The organism is Mixta mediterraneensis (assembly GCF_014946725.1).
Classification (GTDB): Bacteria; Pseudomonadota; Gammaproteobacteria; order Enterobacterales; family Enterobacteriaceae; genus Pantoea; species Pantoea mediterraneensis.
The window spans coordinates 19355-34201 of sequence record NZ_JACFXY010000009.1 but is presented as its reverse complement, the minus strand read 5'-3'; the positions used below and the strand labels follow the sequence as shown (position 1 = coordinate 34201).

Genomic DNA, 14847 nt, shown 5'->3' with positions numbered 1-14847 from the left:
CGTTCAGCTCCACTTTCTTACGGCCGTCTGGCAACCATCCTCTTCACCGCCATCGATCATTTTCAATACACCGATCGGACGCAGCTTGATCAATGTGCCAGGAGACATTGGCGCGCGGGTATAAAAGATCACGTCAAGCGGATCGTTATCGCCACCCAGCGACTGCGTCAGCGAACCGTAATTAGCCGGATACGCGACCGGCATTGACTGAAATCGATCGGCAACAATAAAACCGGTGTTTGCGTCAGTTTCATATTTGATTATCCCGCCCGCCGGAATTTCCGTGACGGCATAAAACTCTTCCGGCACGTTTTGGGGTTGTGGGAAAGTAAGCACATTTTCCGCCTGTACGGCGGCAGAGGATGAAACAAGCAGAGCAATAACTGAAAGGCGTTTTACCAGGCCCATTGTTGATTCTCATGATCTTTAATGAAGGAGGTAACAACCTAGGGGGAGAAGATGACAGTGGGATGAACCAGAGCTTTTGCGTATAGCGAAATTTCAGGCAGCAGATAACAGAGTTGCGAACGCGACGCCAGCCGCTGACCGGGTTGAGTGGCTACGGCAAGTGGCAGATGTGTCGGCAACAGGTTTGAACGCGGCTTAGTGGCGGCCCCAACGGGGCGAAACTCACCGAAGGGCCGAATAACCGGCCAGCGCACCCGCAACCTGAAAGGCGAAATATATCAGCCGCGGTAAACGCAACCGGCGGTACAGGTCTCTTTGATCATGACTGCACTTAGCAGCGGCAAGCGGGGTTTCATCTGGTCCCAAATCCATTTTGCCAGTACTTCGCTGGTGGGATTTTCCAGCCCTGGGATCTCGTTGAGATAATAGTGATCGAGACGATTATAAACAGGTTTAAACGCTGCCTTCAGGTCGGCAAAATCCATCACCCAGCCGGTATAGGCGTCCACCTCACCGGTGATTTCCAGACGAACCAGGAATGAATGGCCGTGTAAACGACCACATTTATGTCCTTCAGGCACATTCGGCAGATGATGAGCGGCTTCAAACTGGAATTCTTTAAATAACGTGGTAGACATAAGGGTTCTCAGACTTAAAAAACCGCTGAATTCTACCCGAAATGCAAATTTTTCGCACCCGATAAGCGTCAGCGCGCTTTTTTTATCATGCCTTCTGGCTTTCGTTCTGGTTAATTTCCTGATTAATAAACACTTTATTTACCACTTTTGACGATTTAGATGACCTGGAAAACCGCTTAGTCATTTTGGTTATTAAATATGTCGAAGCTTTATTTAATCGTTAATATACGGCCCGGTAACCTACTCACTCTTCCGCCATTTTACGGTCCGGACTTCTGATACTGGAATTTTTAACGCGATGACGACTCAGGCACCAGGTTCAATGCTCCCGCTCTCGCCGGAGCAACTCGCTCGCTTACAGGCGGCGACGACGGATTTTTCCACTACACAAATGGCGTGGCTCTCAGGTTATTTCTGGGGCATGGTCAACCAAACTCCCGGCAGCGTGGCAGCAAGCGCGCCTGCACAGGCTGAGATTCCGGCCGTTACGCTGCTCTCGGCCTCACAGACCGGCAATGCTCGCCGCCTGGCAGAGCAGCTGCGTGATGACTTACTGGCAGCCAAACTGAGCGTCAACCTGGTGAATGCCGGCGATTATAAATTCAAACAGATCGGCCAGAAAAAACTGCTGGTAGTGGTGACGTCTACGCAGGGCGAAGGTGAGCCGCCAGAAGAAGCGGTGGCGTTGCATAAATTCCTGATGTCGAAAAAAGCGCCAAAAATGGACGGAGCCGCTTTCGCGGTGTTTGGTCTTGGCGATACATCGTATGAATTTTTCAGTAAAGCGGGTAAAGATTTTGATGGTCGCCTGGCAGAACTGGGTGCCGAACGCTTGCTGGATCGCGTGGACGCTGACGTTGAATATGCCGATCAGGCAGCAGCCTGGCGCAGCGCGCTGACGGAGATACTGAAAAAGCGCGTACCTACTGAGTCGGCAGCGCAAGCCGCGGTAACCGCAGCGGGTAGCGTAAATGAAGTGTTCAGCAGTCCGTATACCAAAGAAGCGCCACTCAGCGCCAGCTTTGCCGTGAATCAGAAAATCACCGGTCGCGATTCTGACAAAGACGTGCGCCACATTGAAATCGACTTAGGTGATTCTGGTCTGCGCTATCAGCCAGGCGATGCGCTTGGCGTATGGTATGAAAACGACGCGGAGCTGGTTAAGGAACTGCTTGAGCTGGTATGGCTGAAAGGTGATGAACCGGTCAATATTAATGGACAAACCCTGTCATTGGCCGAAGCATTACAAAAGCACTTTGAACTGACGGTGAATACTGCACAGATCGTGGCGCAATACGCAACGCTGTCGCGCAACGAAGAGTTGCTGTCGCTGGTCGATGACAAAGCTAAGCTGCAGAAATATGCGCAGTATTATCCCATTGTCGATATGGTGCGGCTGGCACCGGCTGGCACCGGCTGAACTTACTGCTGAACAGCTGTGTGGTTTGCTGCGTCCATTAACGCCGCGTCTTTACTCCATTGCTTCTTCGCAGGCCGAAACCGACACTGAAGTGCATATCACTGTGGGGGCGGTGCGTTTTGATATTGAAGATCGGCAACGCGGCGGTGGCGCATCCACCTGGCTTGCGGATCGCATTGAGGAAGATGGCGAAATTCGTGTGTTTATTGAGCACAACGATAACTTTCGTCTGCCGACTAACCCGGACGCCCCGGTCATCATGATCGGACCGGGTACGGGCATCGCACCGTTCCGCGCTTTTATGCAGCAGCGCGATAACGATGGCGCTGCCGGTAAAAACTGGCTGTTCTTCGGCAACCCACATTTCACTGAGGATTTCCTGTATCAGGTTGAGTGGCAAAAATACGTGAAGGATGGCTTGTTGACCCATATCGATTTGGCGTGGTCACGCGATCAGGCTGAGAAGATCTATGTACAAGATAAAATCCGTGCCAAAGGGGCAGACGTGTGGCGCTGGATTGAAGAAGGTGCCCACCTTTACGTTTGCGGTGACGCGAATCGCATGGCAAAAGACGTCGAGCAGGCATTGCTGGATGTGGTGGTCGAACACGGTGGAATGGATCGTGAAACGGCTGACGAATTTTTAAGTGAACTGCGCATTGAGCGCCGTTATCAGCGAGACGTTTACTAATGAGCGAAAAACACCCTGGACCGCGGGTTGTCGAAGGCAAATTAGCGGACGCCGAGCGTCTGAAAAAACAGAGTAACTACCTGCGTGGCACTATCCTTGACGATCTCGACGATGGCCTGACGGGCGGTTTTACTGGCGACAATTTCCTGTTGATCCGTTTTCACGGCATGTACCAACAGGATGACCGTGACATTCGAGCCGAACGTGCCGGGCAGAAGCTGGAAGCGCGTCACGCGATGATGCTGCGTTGTCGTTTACCAGGCGGCATCATCACGCCACATCAGTGGCTGGCGATTGATAAATTTGCGACCGATAAAACCCTTTACGGCAGCATTCGCCTGACTAACCGCCAGACTTTTCAGTTTCACGGCATCTTAAAGAAAAACGTAAAACCGTCACACCAGATGCTGCACGAAGTCGGCCTTGATGCGCTGGCAACGGCTAACGATGTGAACCGTAACGTGTTATGTACCTCAAACCCGATAGAGTCGGAATTACATCAGGAAGCCTACGAGTGGGCGAAAAAACTTTCTGAGCACCTGCTGCCACGCACCCGCGCTTATGCGGAAATCTGGTGGGATCAGGAGAAAGTCGCCACCACTGATGAGGAGCCGATCCTTGGTGAAACTTATCTGCCGCGTAAGTTCAAAACTACTGTGGTGATCCCGCCGCATAACGATGTGGATCTCCATGCTAACGATCTGAACTTTATTGCCATCGCAGAGAAGGGCAAATTGATCGGTTTTAATCTTCTGGTTGGCGGCGGTTTGTCGATTGAACACGGTAACAAAGCGACCTATGCGCGTACCGCAAGTGAGTTTGGTTATCTGCCGGTGGAAAAGATCCTTGATGTGGCAGAAGCCGTGGTAACGACGCAGCGCGACTGGGGTAATCGCACCGATCGTAAAAACGCCAAAACCAAATACACGCTTGAACGTGTTGGCGTTGAGACGTTTAAAGCCGAAGTTGAGAAGCGTGCTGGTTTAACGTTTGAGCCGGTTCGCCCTTATGAATTCACCACGCGTGGCGATCGTATTGGCTGGATCAAAGGCATCGACAATAAATGGCACCTGACGCTGTTTATTGAAAATGGGCGCTTGCTGGACTATCCGGGCCGTCCGCTGAAAAGCGGCATCGCCGAAATTGCCAAAATTCACCAGGGCGATTTCCGCCTGACCGCTAACCAGAATTTAATTGTGGCAGGCGTACCGGAAAGTGAAAAAGCCGCTATCGAGGCCATTGCGCGTAAGCATGGCTTAATGGAAAACATCACGCCGCAGCGTGAAAATTCCATGGCCTGTGTGGCGTTCCCAACGTGTCCGCTGGCCATGGCTGAAGCCGAGCGTTTCCTGCCATCCTTTGTAACTAAAGTTGAAGAGATCATGCACGGACACGGCGTTGGCGAAGAGCACATCGTGTTACGCGTTACCGGTTGTCCTAACGGTTGTGGTCGTGCCATGCTGGCTGAAATCGGTTTAGTCGGCAAAGCACCAGGTCGTTATAACCTGCACATCGGCGGTAATCGCATAGGCACGCGTATTCCGCGCATGTATCGCGAAAACATTACCGAAAGCGAGATCCTTGCAAGCATCGATGACCTGGTCGGTCGTTGGGCGCAAGAGCGTCAGGGTGAAGAAGGTTTTGGCGACTTTGTTATCCGCGCTGGGATCGTAAAACCGGTAGTGGACCCCGCGCGTGATTTTTGGGATCAGGAGGTAAAATGAGCCAGTTAGACCTCGCAGCACTGAATGAAATGTCCCCGGTACAGCGCGCCATGGCGCTGGCCGCAACCAACGCACAGCTGGAGAAATCTTCTGCTGAAGAGCGCGTGAGTTGGGCGCTGGAGAATTTACCGGGCGTTTACGTGCTCTCCTCCAGTTTCGGTATTCAGGCGGCGGTGTCGCTGCACTTAGTGACGCGTCAGCAGCCAGATATTCCGGTGATCCTGACCGATACCGGCTATCTGTTTCCTGAAACCTACCGCTTTATCGATGAGCTGGCTGACCAGCTCAATCTGAACCTGAAAGTGTTCCACGCGGAGACGTCACCTGCCTGGCAGGAGGCGCGTTACGGTAAGCTTTGGGAACAGGGCGTTGAAGGTATCGAAAAGTACAACGCAATCAATAAAGTGGAGCCGATGAATCGCGGGCTGGAAGCACTGGGCGCACAAACCTGGTTTGCCGGTTTGCGTCGCGATCAGTCTGGCAGTCGGGCGAATTTGCCCGTGCTAGGCGTACAGCGCGGCGTGTTTAAGGTGCTGCCAATCATTGACTGGGACAACCGTCAGATCCATCAGTACTTACAGGGAAATAACCTGAAATACCATCCGCTATGGGATGAAGGGTATCTTTCGGTCGGCGACACTCATACTACGCGTAAGTGGGAACCCGGCATGGCGGAAGAAGAGACGCGCTTCTTTGGCCTGAAGCGCGAATGCGGTCTGCACGAAGGCTAGTGAATAATAAGGACGCCAGCTGGCGTCCTTATCATCAGACCTCTCTTAAGGCAGCAAACGCCTCGGCTGCACGCGTCACGTTCACTTTTGTTCCCTCGTAATTTGCGACCGCCACAAACGGATCTTCTGCCAGAATCGTATCCAGACGATCACGATCAATATCCTTTACCAGCACCATGCCGCCAGTACGTGGATCCTTTCTTCCAGCCGCAATAAAAACACCGGCATCAAAATAACGATCCAGCCACTGAACATGCAGTTCCAGCAAGGCTTCGACTTCTTCTACAGGACGAGAGTAGCTCAGATAAACTACGTACATGTCAGATCCTCATACTTTGGGGTGAGTGAGCTCGCTGAGCAGCGGCAGCAATACTTTCACGCTTTCGCGGGTGCGCTGGGTAATGCGGCCCGCCAGCCAGCGATCCAGATAAGCGAGATTATCACGGTCAGTTTGATGGCGCGTGGTGCCGTCAGGAAAGTGGCGTGTGCGGCTACGCTGCTGCGCGCCATCCTGATTTCCAGACGCCCAGTTACTGGCGGTAACGTCCAGCAGCGGGAAGCCTGCTTTATCAAAGGCATTAATGCCAGGATAATCTTTGCGGTTCAGTTGGTGGCTTGCCGCCGGAATACCCAGTTCACGCGCCAGATACAATGCTCGCTCGCTGGTTTGCTTACGTACCGCGCGCGGTGTATTCAGGCCGCTATTAAAGTAAAGACGATCGCCGGTAATCAAGCTATTGAGATCAATGACCAGTAAAGTATTTTTCTTCTCTTTATCGCTCATGCGCGCCACATAATCATCCATGCCGTGCAGGTTCGCTTCACCTGCGCTCAGCGCGACAAAGCGCACGCCGTAGTGCAGCGGTTTTTCACTTAGCTTTTTCGCCAGCTCCAGCATGACACCTAAGCCGGAAGCGTTGTCATCAACGCCTTGCAGACGCAGGCCACCTATATTTTGATTTGCCTGACTACTGCTTTGCGGCGTCCAGGTATCAAGATGCGCGACGATGAGAATTTCCTGCGGCTCGCTACCGGCACGAGCGGCAATCACTGACGTTGCCGTAAGTTTATGCCAGCGTATTTTGCCATCACTCTCATGCCAGTCGTAACCGGTATTAAACTGACGGGTGTTAGTCTGAAAACCCAATGAGATAAATTGTTGTTGTAAGTAATCGGCGGCCATAAGTTCAGCCGGACTACCGCCCATACGGCCGGGAAAATAGGTAGCGATATGGCGTATTTGCTGTTCAGCAAACTGTCCTGGGGCGTCAGTCGCAGCCTGGGCAGGAAAAATACAGCTGCAACTGAGCAGCACCGCCAGCGCGGTCAGGCGGAGAGAGGCAAACATGCGGCGTTCCTTGTGGCTCATTCCGTAACAAAAATGTCGAAAAAAATTTCGCGCTTAGTATGAAACTGTGACCCTCATTACACAATTTGATTCGCTCCGAAAGGCTCGTAAGATCATCCGCTAAGCACATTTTGTTCTGAGCTTTCTTCGCCCGTTATTCCATTCGGGAACTACTCATTCCAATTCGTAATTTCATCTGGATAAACACCGGGGCGTATAGTCGCGTTAACGCAAAGTTACAACGCTAAGGTTAACGTGGATTATTTGCCTCTTTTTGCCAGTCTCAAAGGCCGGCCAGTTTTGGTTGTCGGCGGTGGAGAAATTGCGGCGCGGAAAACAGAATTGCTACGTCGTGCAGGTGCGCGTGTGCAGATTGCTGCGCGCGAACTCTGTCCCGAGCTACAGTCGCTGCATGAGACGCAACAGCTGGAATGGCTGGCAACCGCCTTTGATCCGGCTCAGCTCGACGGTGTGTTTCTGGTGATTGCGGCAACGGATGACAATGCGCTGAACGCGCAGGTATTTGAGACGGCTAACGCACGGCAGAAGCTGGTGAATGTGGTTGATGACCAGCCAAAATGCAGCTTTATTTTTCCTTCCATCGTGGATCGTTCACCGCTGGTGGTGGCGATCTCATCCAGCGGCACTGCGCCAGTGCTGGCGCGCATCTTACGTGAAAAACTTGAAGCGCTGCTGCCTGCCAATCTTGGCCAAATGGCAGAGGTGGCAGGTCTTTGGCGCGATAAAGTAAAACAGCGGTTTACCCGCATGGCCGATCGCCGTCGCTTTTGGGAGCGTGCATTTAATGGGTTGTTCGCCAGCCAGATGGCGGCGGGCAATGTAAATGAAGCGAAGCTGACGCTTGAACGTGAACTGAGCGATGAACCCCGTCGCCAGGGCGAAATTATTCTGGTGGGTGCAGGCCCTGGCGACAGTGGCTTGCTGACGTTACGTGGCCTGCAGGTCATGCAGCTGGCAGACGTAGTGCTCTACGACCATCTGGTCAGCGACGAAGTCCTGGATCTGGTGCGCCGCGATGCCGATCGCATCTGTGTGGGCAAACGCGCAGGCGCACATTCGGTGCCGCAGGAAGAGACAAATCACCTGTTGGTCAAACTGGCACGACAAGGCAAACGCGTGGTGCGCCTGAAAGGCGGTGACCCGTTTATTTTTGGTCGGGGCGGGGAAGAGCTACAGGCTGCACAGCAGGCGGGTATTCCTTTTCAGGTCGTACCCGGCGTTACCGCTGCAGCAGGCGCAACGGCCTATGCGGGCATTCCATTAACGCATCGCGATCATGCACAGAGCGTGCTGTTCATTACCGGCCATTGCCGTACTGATGGCGACGGCATTGACTGGTCATCACTGGCGCGTGCGCGCCAGACACTGGCGATTTACATGGGCACGGTGAAAGCGGCTGAAATTAGCGCAGGGCTGATTCAGCACGGACGCGCCGCGTCTACGCCAGTTGCGGTAATCAGCCGCGGTACGCGACAAGATCAACAGGTGTTGACCGGCACCTTAGAACAGCTTGAGGCGCTGGTGGCATCAGCGCCGACTCCGGCACTGTTAGTGATTGGAGAAGTGGTCAATTTGCACGGGCAGCTCGCCTGGTTTCAACATTCAGCACAGCAGGGGACTCGCGAGTCCGCCGTTGTCAATCTGGCTTGAGGGAAAAACTATGGACCAAAAAAGGCTCACTCATCTGCGTCAGTTAGAGGCAGAGAGTATCCATATCATTCGCGAAGTCGCGGCGGAGTTCAGCAATCCGGTGATGATGTATTCCATCGGTAAAGACTCATCGGTAAAGACTCATCGGTGATGCTGCATCTGGCGCGTAAAGCGTTTTATCCGGGTACGCTGCCGTTTCCGCTGCTGCATGTGGATACCGGCTGGAAATTCCAGGAAATGTATGCGTTCCGCGATCGCACCGTGAAAGCGATGGGCGCCGAGTTGCTGGTTCATCGTAACCCGGAAGGCGTAGCGATGGGCATTAACCCGTTTGTACATGGTAGCGCGAAGCACACCGACATCATGAAAACCGAGGGCCTGAAGCAGGCGCTGAATAAATACGGTTTTGATGCAGCTTTTGGTGGCGCACGTCGTGACGAAGAAAAGTCACGCGCGAAAGAACGTATTTACTCGTTCCGCGATCGTTTCCATCGCTGGGATCCAAAAAATCAGCGCCCTGAGCTGTGGCATAACTACAACGGTCAAATTAACAAAGGCGAAAGCATACGTGTGTTCCCGCTGTCGAACTGGACTGAGCTGGACATCTGGCAGTATATCTTCCTGGAAAATATCGAGATCGTTCCGTTATATCTCGCTGCGCCGCGTCCGGTACTGGAGCGTGATGGCATGTTGATGATGGTGGATGATGATCGCATCGATCTGCAGCCCGGCGAAGTGATCAAGCAGCGTATGGTGCGTTTCCGTACCCTTGGCTGCTGGCCTCTGACCGGCGCTGTAGAGTCAGATGCGCAAACGCTGCCGGAAATCATCGAAGAGATGCTGGTTTCTACTACCAGCGAGCGTCAGGGCCGCGTGATCGACCGCGACCAGTCCGGTTCGATGGAACTGAAAAAACGTCAGGGTTATTTCTAAGGAGACGCCAGATGAATACTGTTATTGCACAACAAATTGCCGATCAGGGCGGCGTTGAAGCCTGGCTGACCGCACAACAACATAAAAGCCTGCTGCGTTTCCTGACCTGCGGTAGCGTTGATGATGGCAAAAGTACGCTGATTGGGCGTTTGCTGCATGACACACGCCAGATTTATGAGGACCAGCTCTCCTCGCTGCACAACGACAGCAAACGTCACGGCACCCAGGGTGAGAAACTCGACCTGGCGCTGCTGGTGGATGGTCTGCAAGCCGAGCGCGAACAGGGCATTACTATTGACGTCGCGTATCGCTATTTCTCCACCGAGAAGCGTAAGTTTATCATTGCCGACACGCCGGGACATGAACAGTACACGCGTAATATGGCGACTGGCGCGTCAACCTGTGATTTAGCGATTTTGCTGATCGACGCGCGCAAAGGTGTGCTGGATCAAACTCGCCGTCACAGCTTTATTTCTACCCTGCTGGGTATCAAACATCTGATCGTAGCGATCAATAAAATGGACCTGGTGGCATACAAGCAGGACGTTTTCGAGCAGATCAAACAGGATTATCTCGATTTTGCTGAGCAGTTGCCGCAAGACCTGGATATCCGTTTTGTACCGATGTCGGCGCTGGAAGGGGATAATGTGGCTTCGGCAAGCCAGACGATGCCCTGGTACAGCGGTCCGACGCTGCTGGACGTGCTGGAAACCGTTGAACTGAACCGCGTCGTTGATCATCAACCCATGCGTTTCCCGGTGCAGTACGTAAACCGTCCGAATCTCGATTTTCGCGGCTACGCGGGAACGCTGGCGTCTGGCAGCGTGAAAGTCGGACAGCGCGTTAAGGTATTGCCGTCTGGCGTGGAATCGTCCATTGCGCGCATCGTGACGTTTGATGGCGATTTGCCAGAGGCTGGCGCTGGAGAAGCCATCACGTTGGTGCTGGAAAATGAAATCGATATTAGCCGTGGCGATTTACTGGTGGATGCCAGCGCCAGCCTGAGCGCAGTACAAGCCGCCACGCTGGACGTGGTGTGGATGGCCGAGCAGCCGTTGCAGGCGGGTCAAAGCTACGACATCAAAATTGCCGGTAAAAAAGCGCGTGGCCGGGTTGAAAAGGTTCTCCATCAGGTTGAAATCAACTCGCTGGAGAAGCGCAGCGTCGATAACTTACCGCTGAACGGCATAGGTCGGGTTGAGATCACGTTTGATGAGCCGATGGTGTTAGATCCGTATCAGCAGAACCCGGTGACGGGAGGCATGATCTTTATTGATCGCCTGAGCAACGTTACCGTGGGCGCGGGCATGATTAATGAACCGCTACTGGATACGCCGCAATCTACCGGTGAATTCAGCGCGTTTGAGCTGGAACTGAATGCGCTGGTGCGTCGTCACTTTCCTCACTGGAATGCTCGCGATCTGCTGGGTGGCAAATAATGGCGCAACACGATGATAACGTGGTGTGGCACGATCATCCAGTAACGCGTGAAGCGCGCGAACAGCAGCACGGCCACCAGGGCGTGGTGCTGTGGTTTACCGGGCTGTCCGGCTCGGGTAAATCTACCGTAGCGGGTGCGCTTGAGCAGGCGCTGCATCGCCTGGGCGTCAGCAGCTATTTACTGGATGGCGATAATGTGCGTCATGGCTTATGCCGTGATCTTGGCTTCAGCGATGATGATCGCAAGGAATACATTCGTCGGGTTGGCGAAGTGGCGAAACTGATGGTCGATGCCGGGTTAGTGGTGCTCACCGCTTTTATTTCGCCGCATCGTGCCGAACGGCAAATGGTGCGTGATTTACTGGACGAAGGCCAGTTCGTTGAGGTGTTTGTCGATACGCCTTTGGCCGTTTGCGAGGCGCGCGATCCGAAAGGATTGTATAAAAAAGCCCGCGCCGGTGAATTACGCAATTTCACAGGGATTGATAGCGTGTATGAAGCGCCAGAGCAGCCGGAAATCCAGCTGGATGGCGAACAATTGGTTACAAAACTGACTGCCCAATTGTTAGACCTGCTGCGCCACCGCGATATTATCAGATCCTGAATAGACAGCGGCAAATCGATATGGGTTTGCCGTCTTCGGTCACCAGGATTTCTATGCAGAATATTACCCCTATGCTGGCACGCAAAGATGAACGGCCCCAGGATGAGCCTCGCTCGTCGCTGCCGGGCGCTATTATTGGTTTTCTTTCTTACTGGTGTGCACTGGCGATCCCTTTCCTACTGTATGGCTCTAATACGCTGTTCTTCTTTCTTTATACCTGGCCATTTTTCCTCGCACTGTTACCGGTGTCGGTGATCGTGGGCATTGCGCTGAGCATGCTGTTGCGTGGGCAACTGTTGTGGACCACGCTGATTACCCTTATTTCCGTCATTTGCCTGTTCTGGCTGCTGTTCTCTTTTCTCTCCGGCTGGTGAGCCCGCTGATGTGCAAACGCATCGGCAGGTTACAAAACTTTACCTGCTAAGTTCCTCCTGATTTGGTCACTCGTACAGCAAAACAGGGCATTTTCGCTGCTGGTGTGGAGTCCTGTGCAAAGTTGTGGGATGATTGAGCCGTTTTTAGGGGGCGGGATGGGAAAACTGACGTTACTGCTATTGGTGCTGCTTGGCTGGCTGCAATACTCATTGTGGCTGGGGAAAAATGGCATCCATGATTATACGCGCGTGAATGATGACGTTGCGGTTCAACAGGCGAATAACGCCAAACTTAAATCGCGTAACGATCAGCTGTTCGCCGAAATTGACGATCTCAATGGCGGCTCAGAAGCGATCGAGGAACGCGCACGTAGTGAACTGGGCATGATTAAGCCTGGTGAAACCTTCTATCGGCTGGTACCTGACCAGAACAAACGTAACGCGCAAGCTGCGCAAAACCAACAACGATAAAACATGAACAATCTGTCCTCTCTGGATGTGATTGCCGTGGTGCCGGCGGCCGGTATCGGCAGCCGCATGCAGGCGAGCTGTCCTAAACAGTACCTGAAAATTGGTCAGCACACCCTTCTGGAACACAGCGTCGCACGCCTGTTTTCCCATCCTGCTATCAAGCAGGTCATCATTGCGCTCAGCCCCGATGATCAACATTTTTCCACCTTGCCGCTGGCAAGCGATCGGCGTGTATTACGCGTGATCGGTGGTGAGACACGGGCTGAGTCGGTGCTGGCAGGATTAGACGCGGCGCGAAGCGCAAGCTGGGTGCTGGTGCATGACGCGGCACGCCCCTGTCTGCATCTGGAAGATTTATCGCGCTTGTTGCAGGTTCGTGAACAAAGTCACGTTGGTGGCATTCTGGCTGCGCCGGTGCGCGATACCATGAAACGTGGCGAACCGGGTAAAGCGGCAATTGCACACACGGTTGAACGTGACGATCTCTGGCATGCCTTAACGCCACAATATTTTCCTCACGCGCTGCTGACCGCCTGCCTGACGCGGGCGTTAAATGAAGGTATCAACATTACTGATGAAGCCTCGGCGCTGGAACATTGTGGCTATCATCCGCTCCTGGTCAGCGGGCGCAGTGATAATATCAAAGTAACCCGGCCAGAAGATTTGGCCCTGGCGGCTTTTTACCTTAGTCAGATTCAATTAAAGGAGAGCGCATAATGCGTATCGGTCACGGTTTTGACGTTCACGCCTTCGGGGGCGTTGGTCCTCTGGTGATTGGTGGCGTGCGAATCCCATTTGAGCAGGGTTTTATTGCCCATTCCGATGGCGACGTAGCGCTGCATGCGCTAACCGACGCGCTGTTGGGGGCGGTGGCGATGGGTGACATCGGCAAACTGTTCCCTGATACCGATCCGGCATTTAAAGGGGCAGACAGCCGCGGTTTGCTGCGTGAAGCCTGGCGGCGTATTGCCGCAAAAGGTTACCGTATCGGTAACGTTGATGTGACGATTATCGCTCAGGCACCGAAAATGCTGCCGCACGTTCCGCAAATGCGCGTAAACATCGCTGAAGATCTCGGTTGCCATATGAATGAGGTGAACGTCAAAGCGACCACGACGGAAAAACTTGGCTTTACCGGACGCGGTGAGGGTATCGCCTGCGAAGCGGTGGCGCTGCTGCTGAAAGTGGAATCCGCATGATATTGCATTATCTGCATGGCGCGCCGACTGCAACAGGCGTGATCAAGGCCAACCCGGAAGATTTCGTGGTGGTAGAAGATCTTGGCTATGACGCAGACGGCGAAGGCGAACATTTGCTGGTACGCATCCGCAAAACGGGGGCGAATACCCGCTTTGTTGCCGAGGCGCTGGCGAAATATCTCGGGGTCCATGTTCGCGATATGAGCTATGCGGGGATGAAAGATCGGCTCGCCGTCACCGAGCAAACGCTGTGTTTCCGTCTGCCAGGGAACGCAATGCCCGATCTATGCGGCTTCGCGCTGGAAGGGGTGGAAATTCTTGCAGCGATGCGCCACAAGCGTAAGCTGCGTATCGGTGCGCTGGCGGGCAATGCGTTTCGCCTGGTTATTCGACAAATCAGTCAGCGCGATGCGGTTGAGCAGCGCTTAGCCGCCATTCGCGATGCTGGCGTGCCAAACTATTTTGGCGAGCAGCGTTTTGGTCACAACGGCAATAACCTGAAGATGGCGCAACAATGGGCGCGCGATGACATTTGCCTGCGCGATCGGCATAAGCGCAGCCTGATCCTGTCTGCGGCGCGCAGTGCGCTGTTTAATCAGGTCACCAGCGCGCGACTGCAGCAGCACGGCGGATTAACGCAGGTATTAAATGGCGATGCGTTGCAATTGGCCGGGCGCGGTAGTTGGTTTGTGGTTCAGGCTGAGGAACGGGAAGCGTCGCAAAAGCGCGTTGATCAGCATGAGCTGCGTATTACTGCACCTTTGCCGGGACGCGGCGAAGCCGGTCCGCAGGCGGAGGCGCTGGCATTTGAACAACATACGCTGGCCGATTCAGCAGAGCTACTCGCCTTGCTCGACCGTGAGCGTGTGGATGCTGCACGCCGTGCCATGCTGGCCGTGCCGCGCGATCTGCGTTGGACCTGGCGGGATGACGCGACGCTGGAAATGCAGTTCTGGCTACCAGCAGGAAGTTTTGCCACCAGTGTGGTGCGTGAACTGGTTAACAATGCAGACGGTAACGCCAGCGTAGACGAATAGGCCGGTCAGGTGAGGGAACCTTTCCCGGAGGTCAGCCTGCCCCGGTTTTATCTCAAACAGCTTTAAGCCCGGCAGCTTTAAGTTTGCCGTAACATTGCACATTCATCGTTTAATGTTACGGCAAACGTCTCTAATGGGAATATTTACGCCTACCACTT

The 14847-nt window shown here is 53.7% G+C and carries 13 protein-coding genes and 3 pseudogenes; 12 read left to right on the top strand and 4 right to left on the bottom strand.

Annotation, left to right across the window (positions count from 1 at the left end):
* Positions 1-36 precede the first annotated feature (36 nt).
* Positions 37-408 (bottom strand): annotated as a pseudogene (locus H2P46_RS15935) (inorganic diphosphatase); the annotation flags it as partial.
* Between the two features lie 278 nt (positions 409-686).
* Positions 687-1046, bottom strand: a complete 360-nt coding sequence (gene queD / locus H2P46_RS15930; RefSeq protein WP_193405905.1) for a 6-carboxytetrahydropterin synthase QueD — start codon at positions 1044-1046, stop codon at positions 687-689.
* A 298-nt stretch (positions 1047-1344) separates the two neighbouring features.
* Between queD and cysJ the strand changes: the two are divergent.
* The 3 genes and pseudogenes from cysJ to cysH all read left to right on the top strand — a co-directional run bounded on the left by cysJ (position 1345) and on the right by cysH (position 5612).
* Positions 1345-3157, top strand: a pseudogene (gene cysJ, locus H2P46_RS15925) (NADPH-dependent assimilatory sulfite reductase flavoprotein subunit).
* Positions 3157-4881: an assimilatory sulfite reductase (NADPH) hemoprotein subunit gene (gene cysI, locus H2P46_RS15920; protein WP_193405904.1), complete on the top strand. Its 1725-nt coding sequence runs from the start codon at positions 3157-3159 to the stop codon at positions 4879-4881. Before cysJ ends, cysI begins: the two are co-directional and overlap by 1 nt.
* Entirely contained in the window at positions 4878-5612 is a 735-nt protein-coding gene (gene cysH / locus H2P46_RS15915; RefSeq protein ID WP_193405903.1) for a phosphoadenosine phosphosulfate reductase, read from the top strand. The genes cysI and cysH overlap by 4 nt, the downstream gene beginning before the upstream one ends.
* Before the next feature lie 34 nt (positions 5613-5646).
* Here cysH and H2P46_RS15910 read toward each other — a convergent pair whose 3' ends face one another.
* Positions 5647-5931: a YciI family protein gene (locus H2P46_RS15910; protein WP_193405902.1), complete on the bottom strand. Its 285-nt coding sequence runs from the start codon at positions 5929-5931 to the stop codon at positions 5647-5649.
* A 9-nt stretch (positions 5932-5940) separates the two neighbouring features.
* The gene (locus tag H2P46_RS15905) at positions 5941-6960 is read right to left on the bottom strand and encodes an aminopeptidase (protein WP_193406021.1); all 1020 of its coding nucleotides are present in this window, start codon (positions 6958-6960) and stop codon (positions 5941-5943) included.
* Positions 6961-7215: 255 nt separating this feature from the next.
* On the opposite strand from H2P46_RS15905, the gene cysG reads away from it, so the two are divergent.
* From cysG to truD, 9 genes and pseudogenes are all read left to right on the top strand, one after another.
* On the top strand, positions 7216-8631 hold the full coding sequence (gene cysG / locus H2P46_RS15900) for a siroheme synthase CysG (RefSeq protein ID WP_193405901.1): 1416 nt from the start codon (positions 7216-7218) through the stop codon (positions 8629-8631).
* A gap of 10 nt (positions 8632-8641) precedes the next feature.
* Positions 8642-9564, top strand: a pseudogene (gene cysD / locus H2P46_RS15895) (sulfate adenylyltransferase subunit CysD).
* An 11-nt stretch (positions 9565-9575) separates the two neighbouring features.
* On the top strand, positions 9576-11003 hold the full coding sequence (cysN, locus tag H2P46_RS15890; RefSeq protein ID WP_193405900.1) for a sulfate adenylyltransferase subunit CysN: 1428 nt from the start codon (positions 9576-9578) through the stop codon (positions 11001-11003).
* On the top strand, positions 11003-11608 hold the full coding sequence (gene cysC / locus H2P46_RS15885; RefSeq protein ID WP_193405899.1) for an adenylyl-sulfate kinase: 606 nt from the start codon (positions 11003-11005) through the stop codon (positions 11606-11608). Before cysN ends, cysC begins: the two co-directional genes overlap by 1 nt.
* Positions 11609-11661: 53 nt before the next feature.
* The gene (locus H2P46_RS15880) at positions 11662-11982 is read left to right on the top strand and encodes a DUF3561 family protein (protein ID WP_193405898.1); all 321 of its coding nucleotides are present in this window, start codon (positions 11662-11664) and stop codon (positions 11980-11982) included.
* Between the two features lie 156 nt (positions 11983-12138).
* Entirely contained in the window at positions 12139-12453 is a 315-nt protein-coding gene (gene ftsB / locus H2P46_RS15875) for a cell division protein FtsB (protein WP_193406020.1), read from the top strand.
* Positions 12454-12456: 3 nt separating this feature from the next.
* Positions 12457-13170, top strand: a complete 714-nt coding sequence (gene ispD / locus H2P46_RS15870) for a 2-C-methyl-D-erythritol 4-phosphate cytidylyltransferase (RefSeq protein WP_193405897.1) — start codon at positions 12457-12459, stop codon at positions 13168-13170.
* Positions 13170-13652, top strand: a complete 483-nt coding sequence (ispF, locus tag H2P46_RS15865) for a 2-C-methyl-D-erythritol 2,4-cyclodiphosphate synthase (RefSeq protein ID WP_193405896.1) — start codon at positions 13170-13172, stop codon at positions 13650-13652. The genes ispD and ispF overlap by 1 nt, the downstream gene beginning before the upstream one ends.
* A complete protein-coding gene (truD, locus tag H2P46_RS15860) occupies positions 13649-14689 on the top strand; it encodes a tRNA pseudouridine(13) synthase TruD (RefSeq protein WP_193405895.1) in 1041 nt (346 codons plus the stop codon). Before ispF ends, truD begins: the two co-directional genes overlap by 4 nt.
* Positions 14690-14847 lie beyond the last annotated feature (158 nt).

Excerpts from the sequence above, each read along its gene's own strand:
- queD (WP_193405905.1), bottom strand. The coding sequence starts at position 1,046 with ATGTCTACCACGTTATTTAAAGAATTCCAGTTTGAAGCCGCTCATCAT.
- cysI (WP_193405904.1), top strand. The coding sequence starts at position 3,157 with ATGAGCGAAAAACACCCTGGACCGCGGGTTGTCGAAGGCAAATTAGCG.
- cysH (WP_193405903.1), top strand. The coding sequence starts at position 4,878 with ATGAGCCAGTTAGACCTCGCAGCACTGAATGAAATGTCCCCGGTACAG.
- H2P46_RS15910 (WP_193405902.1), bottom strand. The coding sequence starts at position 5,931 with ATGTACGTAGTTTATCTGAGCTACTCTCGTCCTGTAGAAGAAGTCGAA.
- H2P46_RS15905 (WP_193406021.1), bottom strand. The coding sequence starts at position 6,960 with ATGTTTGCCTCTCTCCGCCTGACCGCGCTGGCGGTGCTGCTCAGTTGC.
- cysN (WP_193405900.1), top strand. The coding sequence starts at position 9,576 with ATGAATACTGTTATTGCACAACAAATTGCCGATCAGGGCGGCGTTGAA.
- cysC (WP_193405899.1), top strand. The coding sequence starts at position 11,003 with ATGGCGCAACACGATGATAACGTGGTGTGGCACGATCATCCAGTAACG.
- H2P46_RS15880 (WP_193405898.1), top strand. The coding sequence starts at position 11,662 with ATGCAGAATATTACCCCTATGCTGGCACGCAAAGATGAACGGCCCCAG.
- ftsB (WP_193406020.1), top strand. The coding sequence starts at position 12,139 with ATGGGAAAACTGACGTTACTGCTATTGGTGCTGCTTGGCTGGCTGCAA.
- ispD (WP_193405897.1), top strand. The coding sequence starts at position 12,457 with ATGAACAATCTGTCCTCTCTGGATGTGATTGCCGTGGTGCCGGCGGCC.
- ispF (WP_193405896.1), top strand. The coding sequence starts at position 13,170 with ATGCGTATCGGTCACGGTTTTGACGTTCACGCCTTCGGGGGCGTTGGT.
- truD (WP_193405895.1), top strand. The coding sequence starts at position 13,649 with ATGATATTGCATTATCTGCATGGCGCGCCGACTGCAACAGGCGTGATC.